We start from the raw sequence: 21,886 nt of genomic DNA, 5'->3' as shown, positions 1-21,886 counted from the left end.
ATTACGCTGCCGGCGATCAGTTCCGTTCAGTTATTCAAACGCCATGTGTGCTGATGAAATCAGCGCTCGAAATCAGCGTTCACAAAGGATGATGATCATGCAGCGAGCAGGCCTGCACGGTGGCGCCGAAGAAGCTGGCTTGTAAGCGGAAGGCTTGCAGTAAGCGCTGGCGGCCGGCTTCGTCTTCGGGCAGGGCGAATACGACTTTCAGATATCGCTGACCGGCGTGGCTGTTGCTGGTCTGGCCGATGTCGCTGGCGAGCATGTCCTGTTCCAGCAAACTCATGACTGGCAACGGTGCGGCGGGCTGGTGCTGGCTGCGTAACTCTGCCATCACTTCGTCTTCGGTCACCATCACGGTATCGTGTGCGCCCTGAAATTTGCGCACGCCGGCAATCGTGACCGCGATGCCGCCGGTGACTTCAAATTCACCGGCATTCACTTTTTCGTAGTGAAAGGCTTCCCAGCCAGCGACGCCGCGTTTGCGCTGCGCCACGGCTGCCAGCGCCTGTATCGCCAGACCACCGCCGCTGATCATGCCGACCGGCAGCATGCCGGATAAATCGTCCGGCAGGGTTTCGTGTTGTGCGTCGCTCATAACAAACTCCTTTGCAATATCGGCAGAATTATCCCGCAAAGTGTGTGCGCCTGCTGCAATAAAAAACGGCGTCCGCAGACGCCGTTTAAAACACAGAAGATCAGCACCGAAGGTCAGCACTGATTTCAGTACTGATGCGGTATGCACTTTATGGTGTTGCCGCAACCGCCGGTTTGGCATCAGCGGCAGCGGCATTTTTTACTTCTGTTTTTTCTTTCGGCATCGGTTTGCGCGGCAGCAATTCCGGCAGATTCGCGGCGTGCGCGATGAAGCTGGCAACCACCAGCGATGCCTGCACCATGTCGGCTTTCGGCACTTTATCGTACACATCCATATTGCTGTGATGGGTGCGGCTCATGTAATCCAGCGGGTCCTGAATGAACTGAAAACCGGGTACGCCGACTGCATCAAAACTGACATGATCGGTACTGCCGGTGCGGCGCAGGGTGACGGTGTTTGCGCCCAGATCGGCAAACGGCGCCAGCCAGCTTTCGAACAGCGGTTTGGCTGCCGCATTGTTTTCTGCGTAAATACCGCGAATACGGCCGCCGCCGTTATCCAGATTGAAGTAAGCCGAAATTTTTCCGTGCAGTGCTTTCAGTTGCAGTGGTCCGGCGCTGCCGCTGCGCAGATACGAAGGCAGATCTTTCTGGCTGGCATCGCTGATCTCCGGTCTGGCTGCAACCCATTGCTGCACCCATGCGCGCGAGCCGAGCAAGCCCTGCTCTTCACCGCCCCACAGCGCCAGCCGTATGGTGCGGCGCGGTTTAAAACCGGCTTCGCGCAACAGGCGCACCGCTTCCATCATCACTGCAACACCGGCGGCATTATCGGTCGCACCGGTCGCACCGTGCCAGGAATCCAGATGCGCGCCGAGCATCACGATTTCATCTTTTTTATCGCTGCCCGGAATATCTGCCAGCACGTTCACCGCATTCTCAGGATGCTCTTCGCCGCTGCGTACTTTCACATCCAGCGTGATTTCCACCGCCTGCTTTTTCGCCGCCAGCCGGTAAATGCGGTTATAGCTTTCGGATGACAATACCAGCGCGGTTGGTGGCTGTGCCTCGCCTTTTTTATACGAACCGCCACCCTGCACAAAAATCGTGCCGTCATCACCGCGCGATACATGCAGGGTTGCCAGCACTTTTTCGTTATTCAGAAAAGTCACCAGTTTTTTCTGGAACTGAAACTGTTTCAGCGCGGCCGCCAGATCGCGGCGCGGCAGCGTATCTGGATCGACCTTGACCAGCTCTTCGAGGTCGCGGTTTTCCAGACGGCGCGCATCGGCGCTCAGATGTGGTTTCATCGCCAGCGGTTCATCCACCATCACGACCATGCCCGCCAGTTTGCCCTGCCATTTGCTCAGATCTTCTTCGCTGGCAAGGCGCGCCACCACCACTTTGGCTTGTACAGGGCCGTTGGTGCCCGGGGTCCAGGCTTTCGGAATGGCCACAATATCCTGCGCGAACGGACTCAGCAAACGCACACGCGCATGTTCGAATTCCCAGCTGACGCCGAACGGCGCAAAGCTTTCGGTATGCACTTTCTCAAGCCCCCAGCTGCGCAAACGGGTTTGCGCCCAGTCTGCCGCCCGCTTCAGGCCGGGTGAACCGGTTAAACGGGCACCGATTTCATCAGTCAGCACGGAAAAGTGGTCTTGTACCTGTGAGTTCTGCAGCGCTTCTTCGCGCAGACGGGTAATCAGACCGTTATCGGTTTTCTCTTCTCCGGCGGCCTGCACCGGTGACACCATCATCAGCACACTGAGGCTGACTGCACTGAACCACGGGGTAAGCTGTTTCATTCTGTCTCCTGTCGGAAATGCCGGACCAGTGGCGGTCCGGTTGCGGGGTGTTATGTAGAACTCATTTCATAAATAGCCACGAGTGCGAACACGAGGTGCCGGGAGGCAGTGCGCGGCGTCGTTGCGCAGCACAGGCTGGTGCCTGTGCAAGCGACGCAACAAAGCAATGCGCCCGGCACCTCCGTTCCCGAAGGGTTTGCCTCATAGCGCACGCTGGACAGCGTTGGACGCGTTGTGAATAGCACCGCTATTCACTGCCTTGTCCGCCTTGCCAGCCTGCGCTATGAGACAAACGCATCTCGCGGATATTTATGAAATGAGTTCTATTAATCCTGCAGGTAGAACGAAATTCCCCGGGAATAGTTCCCGAAGGAAACCGTAACAGTTTGCATACAGTTATGGCACACTGGAGCGTTCACGGTTAGAATGCTCCGTCGTCTGACTTAGGATGCATGGTGTTCAGAATACATTGCATCAGCATTCACCTGCGGGTGGAGCCGGATGCAATGCGTTCTTGCATGCTTGAATGAAAATACGCTGTAAAGACAGTTCAACTTTAAGGAAATCTTCATGTCGATCAAATCCCGTGTAGCTCTGGGTAGTGCATTGCTGGTTGCACTGTTGGCGCTGGGCGCCTGCAATAACAAAGAAACTGCTGCGGACAGCAAAGATGCTGTTGCTGCCACTGTCAACGGCACACCGATCAGCAAAAAACAACTGGATCAGATCATGGCGCAGCAAGCGCAGCAAGGTTTGCCGGACACACCGGAAACCCGCAAAATGGTGATCGATAATCTGGCAATGCAGATCATCGTTGCACAGGAAGCGCTGAACAAAGGTCTGGAAAAAACACCGGAAGTGAAAGACCAGCTGGAAATGACACGTCAGTCCATTCTGGCAAATGCTTACGTTAAAGACTACATGAAGTCTGCAACCGTGACCGATGAAGCACTGAAAGCGGAATACGACAAATTCAAAGCAGAATCCGGCGGCAACGAATACAAAGCGCGTCACATTCTGGTGAAAACTGAAGACGAAGCGAAAGACATCATCACTAAGCTGGAAAAAGACGTGAAAGCGTTTGAAGGTCTGGCAAAAGCGAAATCCGAAGATCCGGGTTCCAAAACCAAAGGCGGCGATCTGGGCTGGTTCAATCCTAAAAACATGGTGCCTGAATTCGGTGAAGCCGTTGCAAAACTGGAAAAAGGTAAATTCACCACAGCACCGGTGAAATCCCAGTTCGGTTACCACGTGATCATTCTGGATGATTCCCGTGCAGTGACACTGCCAGCGCTGGACGATATCAAAGCCCCGCTGACACAACAGCTGCAACAGCAAAACCTGAAAAAAATGCTGGACGATCTGAAAGCAAAAGCGAAGATCGAAGTGAAAGACGAGCCTAAAGCATCTGCATCGGCTTCTGCTTCCGCATCGGCTGCAGCTTCTGCACCGGCAGCATCTGCTTCCGCGTCTGCTGAAGCGAAAAAATAATCTGACGCAGCCTCTGCTGTCAGCAAACCCCGCATCTTGGCAACAAGGCGGGGTTTTTTCTTATCTGCGATGGATTTTTAGAACTCATTTCATAAATACCCGCGAGATGCGTTTGTCTCATAGCGCGGGCTGGCAAGACGGACAAGGCAGTGAATAGCGGTGCTATTCACAACGCGTCCAACGCTGTCCAGCGTGCGCTATGAGACAAACCCTCTGGGAACGGAGGTGCCGGGCGCATTGCTTTGTTGCGTCGCTTGCACAGGCACCAGCCTGTGCTGCGCAACGACGCCGCGCACTGCCTCCCGGCACCTCGCGTTCGCACTCGTGGCTATTTATGAAATGAGTTCTATCTGCACTTAACCGAGGACAGGAAACCGCCATGCCACGCTCTAGCACCGTGACCACCCCGCAACGCACACTGGATGCCCGCGCTGATCGTCAGGATATTCGCGATCAGTGGTTTCAGCCGGAAGTCCGCCATTTATCTGCCCGTTTTCCGGATGACGCAACCGTGGAAAGCGTCTGGAATGCTTATGCCGATGCCGGTTTTATCCGCAATCAGGGCAATGACGGCGCCTGTACCGGTTTTGGTCTGGCAGCGGTAATCCATTATCTGAACTGGCTGCGCAGCGATCCGGTGATGCCGCGCAGTGCGCGCATGATCTACCATCTGGCGCAACTGTACGATGAATGGCCGGGGGAAGATTACAGCGGTTCCAGCTGTCGCGGCGCACTGAAAGGCTGGCATAAACACGGCGTCTGCAGCGAAGATTTGTGGCCGTTTACCGTGGCGGAAGATGGCAGCGCACCCGCGTTTGAAGCGCCGCAAACCGGCTGGGACAGCGATGCGCTGCAATGCATGCTGGGTGTGTATTACCGCGTCGATAAATCCGACATCACGGCAATGCAGGCAGCGATTGCGCAAACCGGTGCGCTGTATGCTTCGTCCGCCACCCATGCGGGCTGGGATACGCCGCGCTGGCCAGACAGAAAACGTCCGGCGCAGCTCAGCAGTATTCAGCAATTACCGGTGATTCAGCCGCATGCGATTCGTCAGGGCGGCCATGCATTTGCGCTCATCGGTTATAACGAAACCGGTTTCGTGGTGCAGAACTCCTGGGGCGAAAGCTGGGGCTGGCGCGGACTGGCCATTCTCACGTATGACGACTGGCTGACGCTGGGTACCGATGCATGGGTGATTGCGATGGGCGTACCGGCGGCAGCATCGGCCAGCGCCGGCAGCGCACCGGCAGCTTTCCGGCGCGGCAGACTGCCGCGTCAGCCAGCGCAGGCAGGGGTACTCAGCAGCGATCAGGCTTATGCGCACACTGTGGTGCTGGACAGCAGCGGCCGTGCGATTCAGCGTCTGGTGCAATTTGCGAATGCGGCGGACAGTCTGGAATACGTGTTGCGCAGCGCGCCGCTGGCATGGCTGCAACGGCAAAAACGCGGCAGTAAGCTGCGGCTGGCCTTATGTGCGCTCAGCGGCTTACTCGATGAAGCAGCGCAAATGCAGGCGATTGCACGGTATGCACCGGCATTTCTGGCGCAGGGCATCTATCCGGTGTTTCTGATCTGGAACAGCGGTATCAGCCGTTTATCCGATGTGCTGCAACAGCAATATCAGGGCAGCACGCCATCGCCTGCACTCAGTCGCAGTATCGAAGCGAACGCGGATCAACTGGGACTGAAAGCGCTGTGGACGCAGTTACGCCACAACGCCGCACAATCGGTCAAAACTGATACACCGCCGCGTGCTTTGCACAGCGTGATCAGCATCCTGCAAGACTTGCAGAAAGCACAGGGGGCGCAAGGCATGGAATTGCATTTGCTGGCTGATTGCACCGGCGTGCAACTGGCGGGGCCTTTGCTGGCGCACAAGTCGCTGCATTTTCAGAGTGTGCAACTGATGACTCCGGCCTGCTCACTGGAATTCGCCAGCGCCACGCTGGGTAAGGCGATACAGGAAGGCCGCTTGTCGCCAGCGCAATGGCATTTGTATGCGCTGACACAGGAAGCCGATCAGCACAGCCGCTTTGCCGGTGTGTATCAGGGCAGCCTGCTGCGTCTGATTGCCCATGCGCTGGAAGACCGTTGCCAGACACCGCTGCTCGGGCTGGCCGCCAGTCTGGACAGCGACAGCCTGCACAATAGCCAGTGGAACCGCGCCTGTGCGCCGGAACTGCAGCACTGGCAAGACCTGTTCTGGGGCAAACAAGTGCCGTCCGCCGGTTTCAGCCGCCACGGACGCGGTCTCAGCAAAGCTGCAAGCCAGCGCCTGAGCTTGCTCGATACCCCGCTGACGCAGGACGCACTGCCGCCGCTGTCACAGTTATCGCATTTACTGCCGGACATGCTGAAGCGCATGCACCGTAAAGCCTGAACCCGCAGATAAATGAATGAAGGCTGGCTGGCAGGTCGCAGCAGCGTCGCCAGCCAGCCCGAACAACATCCGCAGTGGCCTGCAACTGCCTGAAAACGCCGGAAACTGCCTGAAATTACCTCAAATGCGGTGTTCAGCACAGCGATCTGGCGGTCGTCGGCAGAAAGTCCGGCTCTTCAACAATGCCGGATGACGATACCGGCACAATCATGGTCATGGTTCAGCCTGTGTTTCAACAGTGTTTCGACAGCGTTCAGGCATTGTCCGGCGCTGCTTCACGCTGAACGCCGGATGTCGCCGGACAAAAAAAGCCCCGTTTCAGGTGACAGGAAACGGGGCTTTTTGTCTGGCTTCTTACTGACTTTTTACCGACTTTTTCCGCTGTATTGCTACGGTTTTACGGCATTCGCAGCGCTCAGCCAGTGCTTTTTAAACACGTATTCGCAACGTTTACTTAGGGCGCTTTTTATCGCGTTTCGGTTGCGCACGTTCTTCGTGCTGGCTGCCGCCATCGGCCAGACTGATCTTGATCTGCTTGCCGGAAATCCAGACTTTTTTCAGATAATTCAGCAAGTCTTTCGGCATGCCGCCCGGCAGTTCGATGGTACTGAAATGATCATGCAGCTCGATACGGCCGATGTAGGAAGAATCCAGACCGGCTTCGTTCGCAATCGCACCCATGATATTGCGCGGGGTGGCGCCGTCGGCTTCACCGACTTCGATGCGGTAAGTCTGCATGTTCACACCACCGGTTTGCGCCGGTTTCTGGCGGGCCGGTTTTTCAGCACGCGGTGCGCGCGGCGGTTCGGCATCGCGCAGCGCACGTTCCACGACTTGTTCCATACGACCGTGACCGCCTTCATCACGGCTGCTGCGGAATTCGCGCTGGCTTTCACGCGGTGCTTCTTCGCGGCGCGGGCGGCGTTCTTCGTGCTGATCCTGCTGCTCGAATCCATCCTGTGTCCAGCGGCGGATACGCAATTGCTGACCGGCGACTTTGACCGGTTTTAATTCCTGAATCAGCGCGTCCGGCAGGTTGTCCGGCAAATCAATGAGGCTGTATTCATCAAAAATATCGATACGGCCCATCAGACGCGATTCGATATTCGCTTCATTCGCAATTGCGCCGACGATATTGCCCGGCTTCACGCCATGACGGTGACCAACGGCCAGACGGTAAGTCTGCATGCCCGGTTCCGGCACACGCTGCATCGCTTCACGCTGACGGCTGTTGCGGTCGCCGCGATCCATACGGTCGCCACGGTCAGCACGCTCGCCGCGCTCTTCGCGACCGGCACGCGATTCGCGTGGTTCACGTTCAGGGCGCGATTCGCGTTCCTGTTTTTCCAGCAGCAGCGGTGTATCACCACGGGCCATTTTTGCCAGCGCCGCAGCGATTTCAATCGCCGGGACATTGTATTCACGTTCGTAATCTTCAATCAGACTGCTGAACAATTCCAGACCACCCTGCGCCAGCGTTTCAGTAATCTGTTCTTTGAAACGGGTGACGCGCACCGAGTTCACGGCTTGCACGGTTGGCAATTCCAGCGCCGATACCGGCTGGCGGGTTGCGCGTTCAATGGCGCGCAGCAGATTGCGTTCACGCGGGGTGATAAACAGAATCGCTTCGCCTTTACGACCGGCACGGCCGGTACGGCCGATACGGTGGGTATAGCTTTCCGGATCGTACGGCACGTCGTAGTTCACCACGTGGCTGATACGCTCCACATCCAGACCACGGGCAGCCACGTCGGTTGCCACCAGAATGTCGATCTGACCATCTTTCAGCAACTGAATCGCGCGCTCACGCTGCTGCTGATTCATATCGCCGTTAATCGCCATCGCCGAGAAACCACGCGCATCCAGTTTCTGCGCCAGTTCTTCTGTCGCTTGCTTGGTGCGCGTGAAAATGATCATGCCGTCAAACGGTTCCACTTCCAGAATACGGGTCAGTGCATCCAGTTTGTGCAGACCGCTGACCAGCCAGTAACGCTGGCGGATGTTTTCTGCGGTCGTGGTTTTGGCTGCAATCGTGACTTCGGCAGGGTTCTGCAAATAAGTTTGCGCAATGCGGCGGATCGGTGCCGGCATGGTTGCGGAAAACAGCGCGGTCTGACGTTCTGCCGGTGTTTCCTGCAGAATTCTTTCCACATCATCAATAAAGCCCATGCGCAGCATTTCATCGGCTTCATCCAGCACCAGTGTGCTGATGCGCGATAAATCCAGCGAGCCTTTTTCAATATGGTCGATCATACGACCCGGTGTCCCCACCACCACATGCACGCCACGGCGCAGCGCCGACAATTGCGGGCCATAGCTCTGACCACCGTATACCGGCAGCACATGGAAGCCCGGCATATGTTTCGCGTAAGACTGGAAGGCTTCTGCGACCTGAATCGCCAGTTCGCGCGTTGGTGCCAGCACCAGCGCCTGCGGATAACTCTTGTTCAGATCTATACGGCTTAACACCGGCAACGCGAACGACGCGGTTTTACCGGTACCGGTCTGGGCCTGCCCCAGCACATCACGGTCTTGCATCAGGTACGGAATCGTGGCTGCCTGAATCGGCGACGGGCTTTCATAGCCGATATCTTCAAGTGCACGTAATAAAGCGGGAGGCAGCCCGAGACTGCTGAAACTGAGTGGGGATTCTGACATAGGAAGGAAAAAAGGAAAGGAGCGTTGTCCATCACACCGGACAATAAGGGGCGCTAGTGTACCGCGTAATGCTCAGTATAGGGAAATGATTCCAAATGCCAAGCTGAATGCATGCGCTGACAACATTGCTTACAGTTCAAGGTCTTTTTACTGTCATTCAGGCAATGACGATGCACACCAGCAAGGTCCGCTTGCTGTTTGCAAAGCGATAAAAAAGGGCAATATCCGCGTATTGCCCTGCGTTCCACCATCGGCGAAATCCTAACAACCAGGTCAGCGTTCAGCGTGGTAAGAAGAAAGCAACATCCTTCGCCAGAATTGCAGCACCGATTTGTTTGCGCCACTGAATAATGCGCTGGATACGGTCTTCGCGTCCTTCGGGTGGTTCTGATTGCATAGCGTGACGGATATATTCATCAGGGTTGTTGTAACAGAAATTCGTCAATACACAAGTAACAACACTTTCAGGATCACTCCCGTCGGATGCCAGTCCCAGCTCAAAGCGCACAGTATTAAACGCCATTCTCATATCCTGATTTTCCGGACCGGAACTACTGATCATCTGCCCGTTTAGCCAGTACTCAGACTGACCATCTGCCCTTCTGTTATAGGCCAGCGCTGCCCCTAGCGCGCCATGAAAAATGGCATCTGAATTTTGCAGTAGTGCTTTCTTATATTCAGCCCGCTGCTCTGGGCTCATTGGTGGATTAGTTTGGGTGGCAGCCTTATTCGTTAACGCAAGTAAACGATCCTTTTTGTAAATTTCTTTCCATTCCTGATGAAATCCCATGTTTTCAGTATCACCGGGTAAAAAACTCTGACACAAAGATTTCAGCCTCGAAAAAGCCGCAGCACGCCGCGCATAATTCTCTTTAAATTTATCCTGATAAGGCAGCGAATTTTGCTCTCTTATAAAATTCGAACCACACAAATTACCAATATGATTTGCGTAATAGGCGCCGCCTTTTTCAGGATGCTGCTTCAGATAAAGCATGAATGCGCGCAAATCTTTCGCATTCCGATACCGCAGTGTCAGATCACTGAAAGGTGTTTCCGGTGATTTTGGTTCCGGCACAGTAACCGGCAACGCTGCCTGCTGTTTTGCAGGCTGAGTAAGCACGCGAACGGGTTCAGTCAGGACACTGTCTCCGGCCTGCATCTGCCAGAAAATCAGGCCAGCACCAGACACCAGTAATGCGGCTGCGCCGCTGAGTAAATACGCGTTACGGTTCATCATGAGTAAATTCTTAACCTAAAGAAACATATTAAGATTATTGCAATCACAATGCAAATACACTGCATTACTGACGTTACAGATGAACATAAAAAAACCCACCCTTGCGGGTGGGTCAAAACTGCTGAGTGTGAAGCTCTGAACAATTACCAGGTAAAGTTCAGAGTGTATTTACCACTGGTGGAACCAGTGCCGCCACTGTAGTAAATTACTTTCGCGTAAACCACTTTATCGGTGGTGCCGGTATTCGCATTGGTCACGGTGTCCGCTGCGCCTTTACCGTTGGTGCTGGAGGTCAGCTTGGTGCCGGTGCTGCTGTACAGTTCCAGATCGTAGTCGGATGTGCTGTTCGGTGTCAGCACTGCCTTCAGCGTTTTACCGGCTGGTATCGTGACTTTGAAATAATCCACGTCGGTGCTGGCGCTCATAGTGCCGTTCACGGTGGTATTGCTGGTCGCAATGTTATTCGCTGTCGCGGTGGTGTTATTGCTTTCGGTTTCGCTGATGGTCGTGCCCGGTGTGACGGTGGACAGAATATTCTGTGCTTCGAATTTCGCACGGAAAGTATTCGCGTAAGTCAGATCATTCGGGAACAGATTGGCAGCGGCGTTCACAATCGCAGTTGCCATCGCTGGCATCTTGATATTCGAACCCAGACCGAAGTGCGCTTCCAGAATAATTTTGTCGATGTTTTCGCGCGGTTTGCCGGCAGCGATCAGTGCAACCATAGACTGGAACAGCGGTGCAGACCACAATTCATCTGACTGGAAGCTGACGCCGCCTTCAGTCACGGCCTGATGTGCGCCGTAGGTTTTGGCGGAATTGTATTTCGCGTCAGTACGGTTCAGCATACGGCCAGCCCAGCATGCGCCGTGACCATCCCAGCTGAATGCCCATTCCGGATGATATGTACGTCCGTTCGGTGTGCTGTAAGAATAGGAAGCGGCCCAGTAATCACCGAAGCCTTCACCCATCGCACCGGTGTCGCCACCAGTCCAGCTGCTGTTGATATTCGCCTGAATGCCGTGGCCGTATTCATGCAGGATGACGTCCGCATCTTCAGTATCGTTGACGCAGCCGTGGCCGAAAGCCAGATAATCATTGGTGCCACCACCACCGCTGTAGTGGGAATTGTCGTCACCATTCACACCATCGGTATCCACGCGCAGCGGACGGTTGATGATGGATTTGGTACCGGTGAATCCGAGCGACTGAATATAACGCTGGTTCTGATCGATGTGGAAATACACGTTGGTATCATCGAACGCATTGTTGCCGCGTTTTGCAGTCCAGACACCGTTAGTAGTGGTACTTGGTGCGGTGTTCGGTGCTTCGATATCGGTGATCGTGACATACGGGCCGGACAGCGAATACACACCATTCGTCACGGTCAGATCACGCAGCGTTTTGGTTGAATAAGCGGCATCAAATGCGGAAGCCGGCGATGTGTCAGTCAGGTTATCGGTGTTCAGTGCAGTACGCGGATCAGGGTCAAACACATTGCCACTACCATTGATGCCGGACGCTGCCGCTGCCGTTGCGCCACCGGTTCTCAGACCTTGTGCAGACGCGCCTTCCTGCAATTTGCCCAGGCGTGCCACCACTGCTGTTGTTTCTGAATGACGATCCAGCACAGGGCCTGCCAGCAGGGAACGGGCAGCCAGCGAGCGTTCTGTGCCTTTAGCGAGGCGTGGCTTGGAAGTGGAGTAAGAATCGATCAGATCGCCGTTGTGCGCATTGATGTACTGTACGAAACCACCGGTTGGCATTTGTGCTGCGATTTCCACTTTGTGTGCCAGCTGGAAGCCACCTGCCACCGGTACCCAGACCAGCGAGGTTTTCGGTTCGGCCACCAGTTTGTGCTGCACCTTCATATTGGTCCAGGCGCGGTCCAGTGCTTTGTCTCTGGCGATTTGCGGCTGGTTATACAACTGGTTCACAGCAGCGCTGTCTGCCGCAGCAGATACCGGTTTGACTTCGTTAAACACTTTCAGCAATTCACCTTTATTGCTGACCGATACCACGATTTCCGCACGGTCTACCGGAATGCCGCGCAGCATTTGCTGGTAGTAGTAATGCTTACCGAGCAGGGATTCCTGCACGCGGGTCAGCACCAGGTTTTCCGGACGCATTTTGCTGCCCGGTGTCGATGTGTGTTCCAGCAGAATCTGATTCAGATTTGCGGCTTTCACGCCGGCATAAATGGTCAGGTTTTCTACCGAGTGGCTGGCCGAATGTGCCGGTGCTGCCAGTGCCAGTAAAACGCTGGCAGCCAGCAAAGAAAGCGAAGGTTTACGCATACTTCCATCTCCCTAAGTCAGAAGCCGGTTCACTGTTTTTTTGTGTACAGCAAGCCCGGCAATTAATCAGTGAAACGGCCTGAGCACATTTTTCCGGGCAAAAAGAGTCCCTGTTTCTGTCGCGCAGAAACAAAAAACTTTTCAGACCAGAGGGCTGAAAACAGACTGTTGACACTGAACTCGTGCAGCCCGGAGTCCGGGTGCGGATACGCTGTGTGGTTTATTGTTATCGCAGCGTTGATTCAGTCTATGAGGAAATAATGTCGGTGAACAGAGAGCAGAATGTCGTCGTTTTTACGATTTATCCGACATTCTGACGAAGATGACTTACATACTGACGAAGCACTGTGCTGAATTATTTGCGATTGCACGAAAATAAGGCCAATTGCACAAGTTTTAAGCAAAAATCAGTGCTGACTGTTAACCAAAATGCGCAGTTTTGGCGCATGAAATTCGGAGAAAGCCGGCTTTTTCGAGAATTTTCTCTAAAACCCTGTGCACAATTCGCCACAGTTTTTTACTGCACTGAAGGCAGCGCATAAGGTAAAGGCTTATCACAGCGATATTTTCTTATCCGGCCCCAGTGTTTATGCGGCTCTTCAGCGTCTTTTGCCCTGAAACCCGCGTGATTGCTGGGAGTCCGGTCACGAAAAATTTTTTTTCAGACTGATGACAAGATGACGCCGGTATTTGCAGTTCAACCGGTCGCGCCGGGCCAGCCACTGTCGCTTGCAATACCTCGCAAGCCTTGCAAACCGCCGGTATGCAGTAGCAACAGACATTCACCGGCGCGGATAGTTCCCTGCCGCACCAGCGCAGCAACGGCGCTGACCAGCTTGCCGGTGTACACCGGTTCCAGCGGGATGCCGGTTTCGCTGACAAAACGCTGCGCATCTGCGATCAGCGCCGGCGTCATTCTGGCGAAGCCGCCGTGATGGGCATCGGTCAGCAACTGATAGTTCTGATAAGCCGGATAACCGGCAGCCTGCAGCAGCCGCGCAATCTCCTGATGCAAATAATCTGCGCCCTGAAAGGCGGCAATACCGATAACTCTGCCGCGCCCTGCCATGCCCGCCAACAAACCGGCCAACGTGGCACCGGTGCCAACCGCCGTGGCAATCGTGTCGGGCACAAAAGGCAGTTCCCTGACCATCTGCGCGACACCGTGCAAGGCCGCAGGATCGCTGCCGCCTTCCGGCAGCCAGATGGCTTGTTCAGCGGCATCCGGCACGCATTGCCGCCAGTAATCCGGCTCGCGCAGACGACGGTAGGTTTCGCGGTCGGCATACTGAATGCGTATGCCCCAGTGTCGTAAATCTTCCTGCATCGCTGTCTGCTGCCATGCACCGCCGCGTATCAGCACCGTTCCCGGTATGCCCTTCTGCTGTAATGCGTAGCCGAGTGCATGCAAATGATTTGACCACGGGCCCCCCATACTGATGACCTCTGCGCCGGACGAAAACTGCGCCAGCGGATACTGTAATTTGCGGAATTTATTGCCGGACACCAGCGGATGCAGCAAGTCGTCGCGTTGTATCCAGACATCAGCCTGCCCGAACAGACTGCATTGCACAGGCTGACACAAGCCGCCGGAAAAATCTGCGCTTACGCCGCTCGCAGAGAATGGTAGAGTGACACTATTCATAAGCGCATTGTACTCCCGCCGACTGACCAACTACTCTGACAGGAGAGCCGGTATGCCTGCTGACCAGCAAGCACCTTTGCATTCCGCCCGCCACCAGCTGGCGCAACTGATTGCGGATATCCGTGAAAAACACGAAGCTGACAGCCATTTGCTGCCGCAACTGGAAGCCTTGCTGCAGCAACTCGATCAGTTAAACGAACATGATTATCTGACCGGCGCACTGAACCGGCGTGCGCTGCTGAACCAGCTTGGCAACGAGCTGGCGCGCTCATACCGCACCGGACATACCTTCACGCTGGCGATTGTCAGTGTCGATCATCTGGAGCAGATTTTAGACAGTCACGGGCAGGAAACCGCGCGCGCGATTCTGCGTCAGTTTGCGCTGGAATTCAGTCGCCTGTTGCGCACACTGGATGTATTCGGACGCACCGCCGCGAATGAATTTGCGATCATCATGCCCACCACCTGGCTGGATCAGAGCCGCAAAGCGATTGTGCGCATCCGCAGCGGACTCGATCAGTATGACTGGGCAGCCATCGCCCCCGGTTATCAGCTGCATTTCTCTACTGGCCTGACCATCAATCAGTTGCACGATACACCGGAAGCAATGATGACAAGAGCCCAGACCGCGCTGCGCAATGCGCGTCTGCAGGGCGCTGGGCAAGTTGCAGAGCTGGAACCGGAACTGCCGCCGTTTTCCGGTCAGGAAGACTGATCCTGTCCTGATTGAACGCGGCTTTCATTCCCCGCAAATCGCGGAACTTTCTGCACAGCATCCCGACTAAGCGGAGTACCGGCATCTGCCGGCTCTGACGACTATCTCATACTGATCCGTTATGAAACCCACCATCCTGATCGCCGCCCTGCTGAGTCTGGGTATTGCGGGCAGCAGTCTGCCTGTCACTGCAGCAGCACAAACAGCCGGTGCAAACAGTATCGCTGATGCGCAACGCCAGCGTGCTGACTATATCCGCTCGCACTACAGTAAATTTGAACACCAGATTCCGATGCGCGACGGCAAAAAGCTGTTCACCGCCGTGTATGTGCCGCTGGATGCAGGACCGGCAAAAACCTATCCGGTACTGATGGTGCGTACACCGTATTCGGTTGCACCGTATGGCGCGGCAAATTACAAAACGGCACTGGCACCGACCGCCGACTATGAAAAAGACGGCTATATTTTTGTGTTTCAGGATGTGCGCGGCACTTATATGTCGGAAGGCGAATTTGTGAATATGCGTCCGCATATCAGCCAGAAGAAAAGCGCGCAGGATGTCGATGAAAGTTCCGATACCTACGACACGATAGAATGGCTGTTACGCCATCAGCCATACAACAACGGTAAGGTCGGTCAGTGGGGTATTTCTTATCCGGGCTTTTATACCTCCGCCGGTGCGATTGATTCACACCCTGCACTGAAAGCAGTGTCGCCACAGGCACCGATTGCAGACTGGTTCCGTGGTGATGATATGCACCGCCACGGCGCGCTGAATCTGGCGATGGCTTTTAACTTCTTTCACAGCTTCGGTCAGCCGCGTCCACAACCCACCGATCAGCGTGGCTGGAAAGAACCGGAATTCGGCACGCCGGACGGTTATCAGTTTTTCCTGCAACTCGGTTCGCTGAAAAATGTGAACGACAAATTCTTTAAAGAACGGATCGCATTCTGGAATGACATCATTGCGCATCCGGATTACGACAGCTTCTGGCAAAGCCGTAATCTGCTGCCGCACTTAAAAAACATTAAGGCAGCGGTGCTGACGGTCGGTGGCTGGTACGACACGGAAGATTTATACGGCCCCTTGCAAACTTTCGCCGCAATTGAAAAACAAAATCCCGGCATTCAGAATCATATGATCATGGGGCCATGGATACACGGTGGCTGGACTCGTACCGATGGCGATAAAGTCGGTGACAGCAATTTTGGCTACAAAACCTCCGACACCTACAAACCACTGGAATACGCATTTTTCCGTCATTATCTGAAAGGCGGCGATAAACCGGCCTTGCCGAAAGCGATGGTGTTTGAAACCGGTGCCAACCGCTGGCGTCAGTTTGACAGCTGGCCGCCAAAGCAGGCGAAAGCAGAAAATCTGTATCTGGCGGAAAACGGGAAACTGAGTTTCCGTCAGACTGCACAAACACAAGCGTTCTCTGAATACATCAGCGATCCGGCCAAACCGGTACCGTACACGACGGAAACCCTGACCGGCTGGAGCAAAAATTATGTCGCGGCAGATCAGCGCTTTGCCGCCAGCCGTCCGGACGTTCTGGTGTTCCAGTCGGATGTGCTGGAACAGGATGTGACGCTGGCTGGTCCGCTGGAAGCCGATTTGTTTGCCAGCGTCACCGGTACCGATGCGGACTTTGTGGTCAAGCTGATTGATGTGTTACCGGCAAATGCCAAAGACGGCGACGTGCAGCGTGGTCATGCACAGATTCTGGTACGTGGCGAACCGTTCCGCGCCCGTTACCGCGACAGTTACAGCCAGCCGAAAGCACTGGTGCCGAATGAAGTGACGCGCATCCGTTTTGGTATCAATGATGTGATGCACACCTTCCAGCGCGGCCACCGGATTATGGTGCAGGTACAGTCCAGCTGGTTCCCGTTTATCGACCGTAACCCGCAAAGCTTTGTACCGAATATTTATCAGGCCGAGGAAAAAGATTTCGTCAAAGCAAATCACCGGATCTGGCATAACGCCAGTTATCCGAGTGCGCTGAAAGTCAGGGTCTTACCTGCCTCCTGAACCCGCTTTGTTGCGTTTTCCGCTGATGCCCGTGCCGTTTTCCGCACGGGCATTTTATTATCTGCCATACACTTAAATTATTTGAGAAAGTTAAAAAAGCTTGTGCTATTCTGCATTTCGCAGCTCTGTCCGTTTTGCTACGCAAGGAGTCAACGATGTCGAATATTGCAGGTAAAGCCTATGCCATGAATGTCGTGACGCCGATACGCTGGCAAACGCTGTGGCTGAATAAAGCGTATTTTCTCGGTGTGAAATATTTCCCCGAAAAACTGAATGGCCTGATCACGCTGTCGCTGATTCATTATGCACGCTGGGTGATTGTCGGCCGAAAACAGTTTCCGCATGTCAGCAATGATCAGCCGCGCGAAACCCTGAAATACAATTACATGCTGTTTTTCAGCAATTTCAACGGCAGCTGGGATCAGTATGTGGATTCGTTCACCTTCGCCATTCCTGCCGGTCTGGATTTGTTCTGGAAATGGAATGTGCGTTATTCCAAGTCCGTCACGCTGACACCATTTCACCGCTACATCCAGCACAATCAGTTAGAAACCCTGCATTACTACAATGCCTACCCGCTGGCTTCGTCGAATGATGTCAAGTCAGCGCAGCATGTGCGCGAACAACTGCTGGCATTTAATGCGCGTGTGAATGAAGGCAGCGATCAGGAATTTCAGCGGCGTTACAACGCCCTGCTGCGCGCGCTGCAGCATGATCTGGGCGCGATGTATCCGACGCCGATTATCAGCATGTCGGCTTATCAGGTGGAAAAACGTCAGCGCTGGCATCACGGCCAGCTGGATCAGGAGAACAACCATGCCCAACGTCAGCGGTAATGCTTATTCGCTGAATATTCTGTCACCGGTCCGCAACGGACTGGTGCCGGGACAGCAGATTTCCCATGCCGATGCAATTCGCGATCAGCTGCAGGGCTGGAACACGGAATTCAACAGCCCGATGGCACTGGTGCCGCAAACCTATCTGTGCCGCTTTTATATTCTGGATGATGTGGTGATTCAGTCGCTGCCCGGCGGCAGTGCGCCGGATACGCTGGCGGACTGGTCACTGCTGGAATCGGATAAAGCCCGGCGCGGTGCGATGCCGGCACAGGATCATTTGCAAAGTGCGTATCTGGTGTTCACCAGTAATTTTTACTGCGGGCAGAGCGGTTCGCCGGAACCCTATCTGAAAGGCATGTGGGAATCCATCAGCGGACGCATACGTCATTTGTGGCAACACTGTTACGGATTTGAAGAAGTACAGGATGCGCGCAGCTTTATCGCTTATATGCGCCGCTGTCAGCTGGAGACCAGCCTGTTCTTTGTCGGCTCGAACGACAAACCGCTGGAAGAGCAGTTAAAGGCGCTGTATCTGAAACAGGAATTCAGCCGCTTCGCGCTGGAACATCAGGGACTGGCTCCGGCAGCGCTGCGTCAGGCTTATCTGGCATTTATGCAGCGCGTACAGGCAGAAAATCTTCACCATCCGAGCTGGCATCCGGGCCAGTACCGTTTGTAATTCAAAAGGACACGCATGACCGCTACTCTTGATCTGGCCGATATCCAGGGCCACGTACTGCGCGCGTATGCACGCTTCGGTTATCCGACTGGCCGCTATGTCTTTCTGAATGTGACAGATGCGGCAGCGGCGCGCCGCTTTCTGACCGACATCCTGCCGCACCTGACGACTGCCGTTTGCTGGGGCGAAGGCAAAAATGAAATGGCGCCGCCGGATCTGGCCGTCAATCTGGCATTCACCTATCAGGGTTTAAAAGCGGTGGAATTGCCGCGTGCCTCGCTGATGGGTTTTTCTCCGGAATTTGCGGAAGGCATGAAAGCGCGGCAGGATATTCTGGGGGATGACGGTGTCAGCGCACCGGAACACTGGGACCCGGTCTGGCGCGATCATCTGACCCGCCGCGACAAAGATGTGCATATCGCCGTGCTGCTGCATGCGCGCATGCCAGCGCCCGCTGCCAATACGCCGGAAGCTATCGCGCTGGCATTCCGGCTGAGTCAGCAAAGACTGGATCAGGGTTTGCGCTGGTTACGCAATCTGATTGCGGACAGCGGTGACGGTGTCACCATACTCGGCGGTCATCGCGGCCCGGACGGCGAGTTACTGGATTATCAGGATGTGCAAACCGTGCTGGAAAACGGTATCCCGACCGCCAAAGAGCATTTCGGCTACACCGATGGCATCGGCGATCCTGTGATTGCCGGTGTGCCTTACGATGCCGACCGCGTAGCCGGGCGCGGCAAACAAATGGATAACGGCCAGTGGGAACCGCTGGCGCCCGGTGAATTTATTTTCGGCCATCTGGATGAAGCGCAGGAATATCCGCCGGCACCGCTGCCGCGTTTGCTGGCGCGTAACGGTACTTACATGGTGTACCGCAAGCTGCATGAAAATATCGCCAGCTTTGATGCGTTTCTGGAACGCGAAGCGGCTAAAGCCTATCCGTTTGAAGGCGGCAAAGAATTGCTGGCAGCGAAGTTTGTCGGACGCTGGCGCGACAATGGCGCACCGCTGGTCACCGCACCGGACCCCGCCTCCAAAAAAGCCTTCGACCAGCGTTTTGCTGCCGCCAGTGCGCAGGAGCAGGACAAAATGCTCAGCGACTTTACCTATGATCAGGATATGAGCGGCGCACGCTGTCCGTTCAGCGGCCATATACGCCGTATCAATCCGCGTGCTTCGCTGGAATTGGGGCATCAGCCCGGTGATCCGCCCGGTTCTTTCAGCCGCATGAACGGCGCATTCGATACGCCGGGTGCGCTCGCTAATCGCCGTCGCCTGATGCGGCGCGGCCTGCCCTATGGCGAAGTGCGCGACCGCAGCCGCAATGACGGCAACCACGGCATCATCATCATGCTGCTGAATGCCGATATCGCACGTCAGTTTGAATTTGTGCAGCAGCAATGGGTGAATTACGGCAATGATTTCCACGCCGGTAACGACAAGGAAATCATCCTCGGCAACCACAGTGCCGATACCCGTTTTGCCAGCAAAGCCGTGTTGCAGGTGGAACCGACCGGCGATCAGGTGCCGTACCTGCTCGGCGGCATACCGCGTCTGGTGGAAACCCGTGGCGGCGAATATTTTTTCATTCCCGGCATGACTGCTTTACGGATGATTGCACGCGGCATTATTGATCCGACCTGAGTTTCGCTGCACAGAAAACAGACAAGCAGACAAACCGCCCTGCGCACAAGCTCAGGGTGGTTTGTCTTTTTTATGTATTCCGGTGTAAACGCACCAGCAGTCGGGAAGATACCGATGTCCGACTGCCGGCATCATCAGCGTGCGTATGGCAGGTGTAAGGGCTGACACAAGCTGATGACGACAGGTTTCAGGCCATTTTTGGGTGCATTTGCGGACTTCAGCACAGCGATCCGGCGGTCGTCGGCAGAAAGTCCGGCTCTCCGGAAATGACAGATGCGGAGTTCAGCACAATTGCGCCGACCGGCAACGATGTTCAGCGCTGGCCGTGTTTACGGAATATCGTGGTGGAACCCCATAAGAAACGGCTGCCGTCACTACTGTGATCCAGCGGTTCCATGCCGGGAATATCCCAGCCTTCCGGTTCTTTACGCTCGGTATGATTATGGCCGTGGCGCATTTTGGAAATCGCTTCATACACCACTTTACGGGCACGGTTGATGCCACCCAGCGGCCTGTGTTCCGGTAGTGCATGCCAGGGGCTGAACGATAATTCATCGCCGAATTCATCCTGCAAAGGATGATCGAAATACTGGCGCGGAATCCGTATCGTTGCGACTTTGCGAAAGCGCGATAATTCTTCCGGCCAGACCTTGCCCGGATCTTCCACCGGCATCTTTTCCGCATCGGTCTGAAATTGCACCATGAAGTCAAACACGGCATCTTCCTGCGCCAGCTGGCGCACCATGGCGCGGCGCAGATAATCATCCGGCGGATTGTCCGGAATACGGTCGAGGTGACGAATCTGCGGCAGAACCGCGTATTTCACAGCGCGGTCGCCGAACAGATACGGCGTGGTGCTGTGATAGCGCACCTGCAGCGGATTGGCATGGCGCAGCATCGAATGCCAGAGATTCAGTCCGACCCGCAAATGCGTCAGGAAATACCAGATCACTTGCAGCGTACCGCTGGTCATGGCGCGGATCAGTCCGGCAAACTCGCGCACATTCGCAGTCACAAAGCGGTCCGTACTGATAAGAATAAAGTCTTGCGTGGTGGCATCGGCTTCGCTTTCCAGCAGCTTTTTACCGGGCACGCCCATCAGTTTGATCGCCATGCCACGGATATCGCGTTTGCTGTCCGGCTGTATGGTGGCACTCTGATTGGAAAACCGTATCCACGCTTTGTAACGGCGGCTGCGTCCGAACAGACCGACACGCAATTCCGGCGGCAAATCCGGTTCCACAATGAAATATGCACGCACCACACCGTGGGTTTTCGGATGTGCATCGCGACGCATTACCCCTTTCTGATATTCGCGCTGTATCTTGGCGCTCAGGCGCTGACGCAGGTCTTCAATATGACGCTTTTCATCCTGGGGTATTTTTTCGCTTGTGTGTAGTGGTGACATACGTATCCTTCAGGTTTCCGTCACAAAAGCGCCAGACGCTGCGCTGGCAGACAAATCACCGGCGGGATGCCGGAGACGGGGTCGCACTGCTCTCAGAGATGCTCAATCGGAATCAATTTGCCAGCGATCGCACAGCAAAGTTGCTGCAGCGACATAAAGCTGACAAGAGGCTTCAACAGACGGGGGAATACGGCCTCATGTTACACAGTTTAATTTTCGTCATCAAATTTTTCCCTCCCGCCAGCGCGCATGCGCGACTTCCGCACAACCTTTCATTGCCGCGCAGAAAAAATCCCAGCCTGCGGATGCTTTCTGTATGCCGCGATATCCGGTTTGCATTCCCACATTGCCGAATTGAAATAAAAATACATCTTTCTGCTTGCTTTTTGAATATTGCGGAAACTGATGTCTTAGAAGACAATCAAATTTATGTAATTTAACTACAAA

15 protein-coding genes are annotated in these 21,886 nt (G+C 54.9%); 8 read left to right on the top strand and 7 right to left on the bottom strand.

All coding sequences use genetic code 11. The features are described 5' to 3' along the window. Positions 1–79 precede the first annotated feature (79 nt). Together KDM89_RS00210 and KDM89_RS00205 are read right to left on the bottom strand one after the other, a co-directional pair. On the bottom strand, positions 80–598 hold the full coding sequence (locus KDM89_RS00210; protein WP_212685955.1) for a hypothetical protein: 519 nt from the start codon (positions 596–598) through the stop codon (positions 80–82). Positions 599–746: 148 nt separating this feature from the next. Then, entirely contained in the window at positions 747–2,405 is a 1,659-nt protein-coding gene (locus KDM89_RS00205; RefSeq protein WP_212685954.1) for a M20/M25/M40 family metallo-hydrolase, read from the bottom strand. A 570-nt stretch (positions 2,406–2,975) separates the two neighbouring features. On the opposite strand from KDM89_RS00205, the gene KDM89_RS00200 reads away from it, so the two are divergent. Both KDM89_RS00200 and KDM89_RS00195 read left to right on the top strand, forming a co-directional pair. Further along, a complete protein-coding gene (locus KDM89_RS00200) occupies positions 2,976–3,896 on the top strand; it encodes a peptidylprolyl isomerase (RefSeq protein WP_212685953.1) in 921 nt (306 codons plus the stop codon). Positions 3,897–4,275: 379 nt separating this feature from the next. After that, on the top strand, positions 4,276–6,279 hold the full coding sequence (locus KDM89_RS00195; protein WP_212685952.1) for a C1 family peptidase: 2,004 nt from the start codon (positions 4,276–4,278) through the stop codon (positions 6,277–6,279). Positions 6,280–6,729: 450 nt separating this feature from the next. Here KDM89_RS00195 and KDM89_RS00190 read toward each other — a convergent pair whose 3' ends face one another. From KDM89_RS00190 to KDM89_RS00175, 4 genes are all read right to left on the bottom strand, one after another. Then, a complete protein-coding gene (locus KDM89_RS00190) occupies positions 6,730–8,937 on the bottom strand; it encodes a DEAD/DEAH box helicase (RefSeq protein ID WP_212685951.1) in 2,208 nt (735 codons plus the stop codon). 280 nt (positions 8,938–9,217) lie between these two features. Further along, entirely contained in the window at positions 9,218–9,943 is a 726-nt protein-coding gene (locus KDM89_RS00185) for a hypothetical protein (RefSeq protein ID WP_212685950.1), read from the bottom strand. Between the two features lie 374 nt (positions 9,944–10,317). Next, a complete protein-coding gene (locus KDM89_RS00180) occupies positions 10,318–12,471 on the bottom strand; it encodes a hypothetical protein (protein ID WP_212685949.1) in 2,154 nt (717 codons plus the stop codon). A gap of 697 nt (positions 12,472–13,168) precedes the next feature. Then, a complete protein-coding gene (locus tag KDM89_RS00175) occupies positions 13,169–14,116 on the bottom strand; it encodes a 1-aminocyclopropane-1-carboxylate deaminase/D-cysteine desulfhydrase (RefSeq protein WP_212685948.1) in 948 nt (315 codons plus the stop codon). A 52-nt stretch (positions 14,117–14,168) separates the two neighbouring features. Here KDM89_RS00175 and KDM89_RS00170 point away from each other — a divergent pair, with 52 nt between their 5' ends. The 5 genes from KDM89_RS00170 (at position 14,169) to KDM89_RS00150 (ending at position 20,031) form a co-directional block, all read left to right on the top strand. Further along, the gene (locus tag KDM89_RS00170) at positions 14,169–14,831 is read left to right on the top strand and encodes a GGDEF domain-containing protein (RefSeq protein WP_212685947.1); all 663 of its coding nucleotides are present in this window, start codon (positions 14,169–14,171) and stop codon (positions 14,829–14,831) included. 121 nt (positions 14,832–14,952) lie between these two features. Continuing rightward, on the top strand, positions 14,953–16,866 hold the full coding sequence (locus KDM89_RS00165; RefSeq protein ID WP_212685946.1) for a CocE/NonD family hydrolase: 1,914 nt from the start codon (positions 14,953–14,955) through the stop codon (positions 16,864–16,866). A gap of 155 nt (positions 16,867–17,021) precedes the next feature. Next, entirely contained in the window at positions 17,022–17,702 is a 681-nt protein-coding gene (locus KDM89_RS00160) for a hypothetical protein (RefSeq protein ID WP_212685945.1), read from the top strand. Further along, complete coding sequence (locus KDM89_RS00155; protein WP_212685944.1) at positions 17,683–18,384, top strand: hypothetical protein; 702 nt, start codon at positions 17,683–17,685, stop codon at positions 18,382–18,384. Before KDM89_RS00160 ends, KDM89_RS00155 begins: the two co-directional genes overlap by 20 nt. Positions 18,385–18,399: 15 nt before the next feature. After that, complete coding sequence (locus KDM89_RS00150) at positions 18,400–20,031, top strand: Dyp-type peroxidase (RefSeq protein ID WP_212685943.1); 1,632 nt, start codon at positions 18,400–18,402, stop codon at positions 20,029–20,031. A gap of 313 nt (positions 20,032–20,344) precedes the next feature. Here KDM89_RS00150 and KDM89_RS00145 read toward each other — a convergent pair whose 3' ends face one another. Continuing rightward, positions 20,345–21,439: a catalase family protein gene (locus tag KDM89_RS00145; RefSeq protein WP_212685942.1), complete on the bottom strand. Its 1,095-nt coding sequence runs from the start codon at positions 21,437–21,439 to the stop codon at positions 20,345–20,347. Here KDM89_RS00145 and KDM89_RS00140 point away from each other — a divergent pair. Further along, positions 21,433–21,879 carry a hypothetical protein gene (locus KDM89_RS00140; protein WP_212685941.1) on the top strand — a complete coding sequence of 149 codons (447 nt, stop codon included), beginning with the start codon at positions 21,433–21,435 and terminating at the stop codon, positions 21,877–21,879. The genes KDM89_RS00145 and KDM89_RS00140 overlap by 7 nt on opposite strands. The last annotated feature ends 7 nt before the right edge of the window (positions 21,880–21,886 follow it).

It is taken from the genome of Cognatundibacterium luofuense, assembly GCF_018139685.1.
Lineage (GTDB): Bacteria > Pseudomonadota > Gammaproteobacteria > Burkholderiales > Burkholderiaceae_D > Undibacterium > Undibacterium luofuense.
Note: the sequence above shows the minus strand (reverse complement) of the source record. Positions and strands in the feature narration are given on the sequence as shown.

What these genes read in the sequence shown, in the direction of transcription:
- KDM89_RS00160 (WP_212685945.1), top strand. Translation starts at nt 17,022, where the DNA reads ATGTCGAATATTGCAGGTAAAGCCTATGCCATGAATGTCGTGACGCCG.
- KDM89_RS00210 (WP_212685955.1), bottom strand. Translation starts at nt 598, where the DNA reads ATGAGCGACGCACAACACGAAACCCTGCCGGACGATTTATCCGGCATG.
- KDM89_RS00195 (WP_212685952.1), top strand. Translation starts at nt 4,276, where the DNA reads ATGCCACGCTCTAGCACCGTGACCACCCCGCAACGCACACTGGATGCC.
- KDM89_RS00190 (WP_212685951.1), bottom strand. Translation starts at nt 8,937, where the DNA reads ATGTCAGAATCCCCACTCAGTTTCAGCAGTCTCGGGCTGCCTCCCGCT.
- KDM89_RS00205 (WP_212685954.1), bottom strand. Translation starts at nt 2,405, where the DNA reads ATGAAACAGCTTACCCCGTGGTTCAGTGCAGTCAGCCTCAGTGTGCTG.
- KDM89_RS00150 (WP_212685943.1), top strand. Translation starts at nt 18,400, where the DNA reads ATGACCGCTACTCTTGATCTGGCCGATATCCAGGGCCACGTACTGCGC.
- KDM89_RS00155 (WP_212685944.1), top strand. Translation starts at nt 17,683, where the DNA reads ATGCCCAACGTCAGCGGTAATGCTTATTCGCTGAATATTCTGTCACCG.
- KDM89_RS00200 (WP_212685953.1), top strand. Translation starts at nt 2,976, where the DNA reads ATGTCGATCAAATCCCGTGTAGCTCTGGGTAGTGCATTGCTGGTTGCA.
- KDM89_RS00180 (WP_212685949.1), bottom strand. Translation starts at nt 12,471, where the DNA reads ATGCGTAAACCTTCGCTTTCTTTGCTGGCTGCCAGCGTTTTACTGGCA.
- KDM89_RS00170 (WP_212685947.1), top strand. Translation starts at nt 14,169, where the DNA reads ATGCCTGCTGACCAGCAAGCACCTTTGCATTCCGCCCGCCACCAGCTG.
- KDM89_RS00175 (WP_212685948.1), bottom strand. Translation starts at nt 14,116, where the DNA reads ATGAATAGTGTCACTCTACCATTCTCTGCGAGCGGCGTAAGCGCAGAT.
- KDM89_RS00145 (WP_212685942.1), bottom strand. Translation starts at nt 21,439, where the DNA reads ATGTCACCACTACACACAAGCGAAAAAATACCCCAGGATGAAAAGCGT.
- KDM89_RS00165 (WP_212685946.1), top strand. Translation starts at nt 14,953, where the DNA reads ATGAAACCCACCATCCTGATCGCCGCCCTGCTGAGTCTGGGTATTGCG.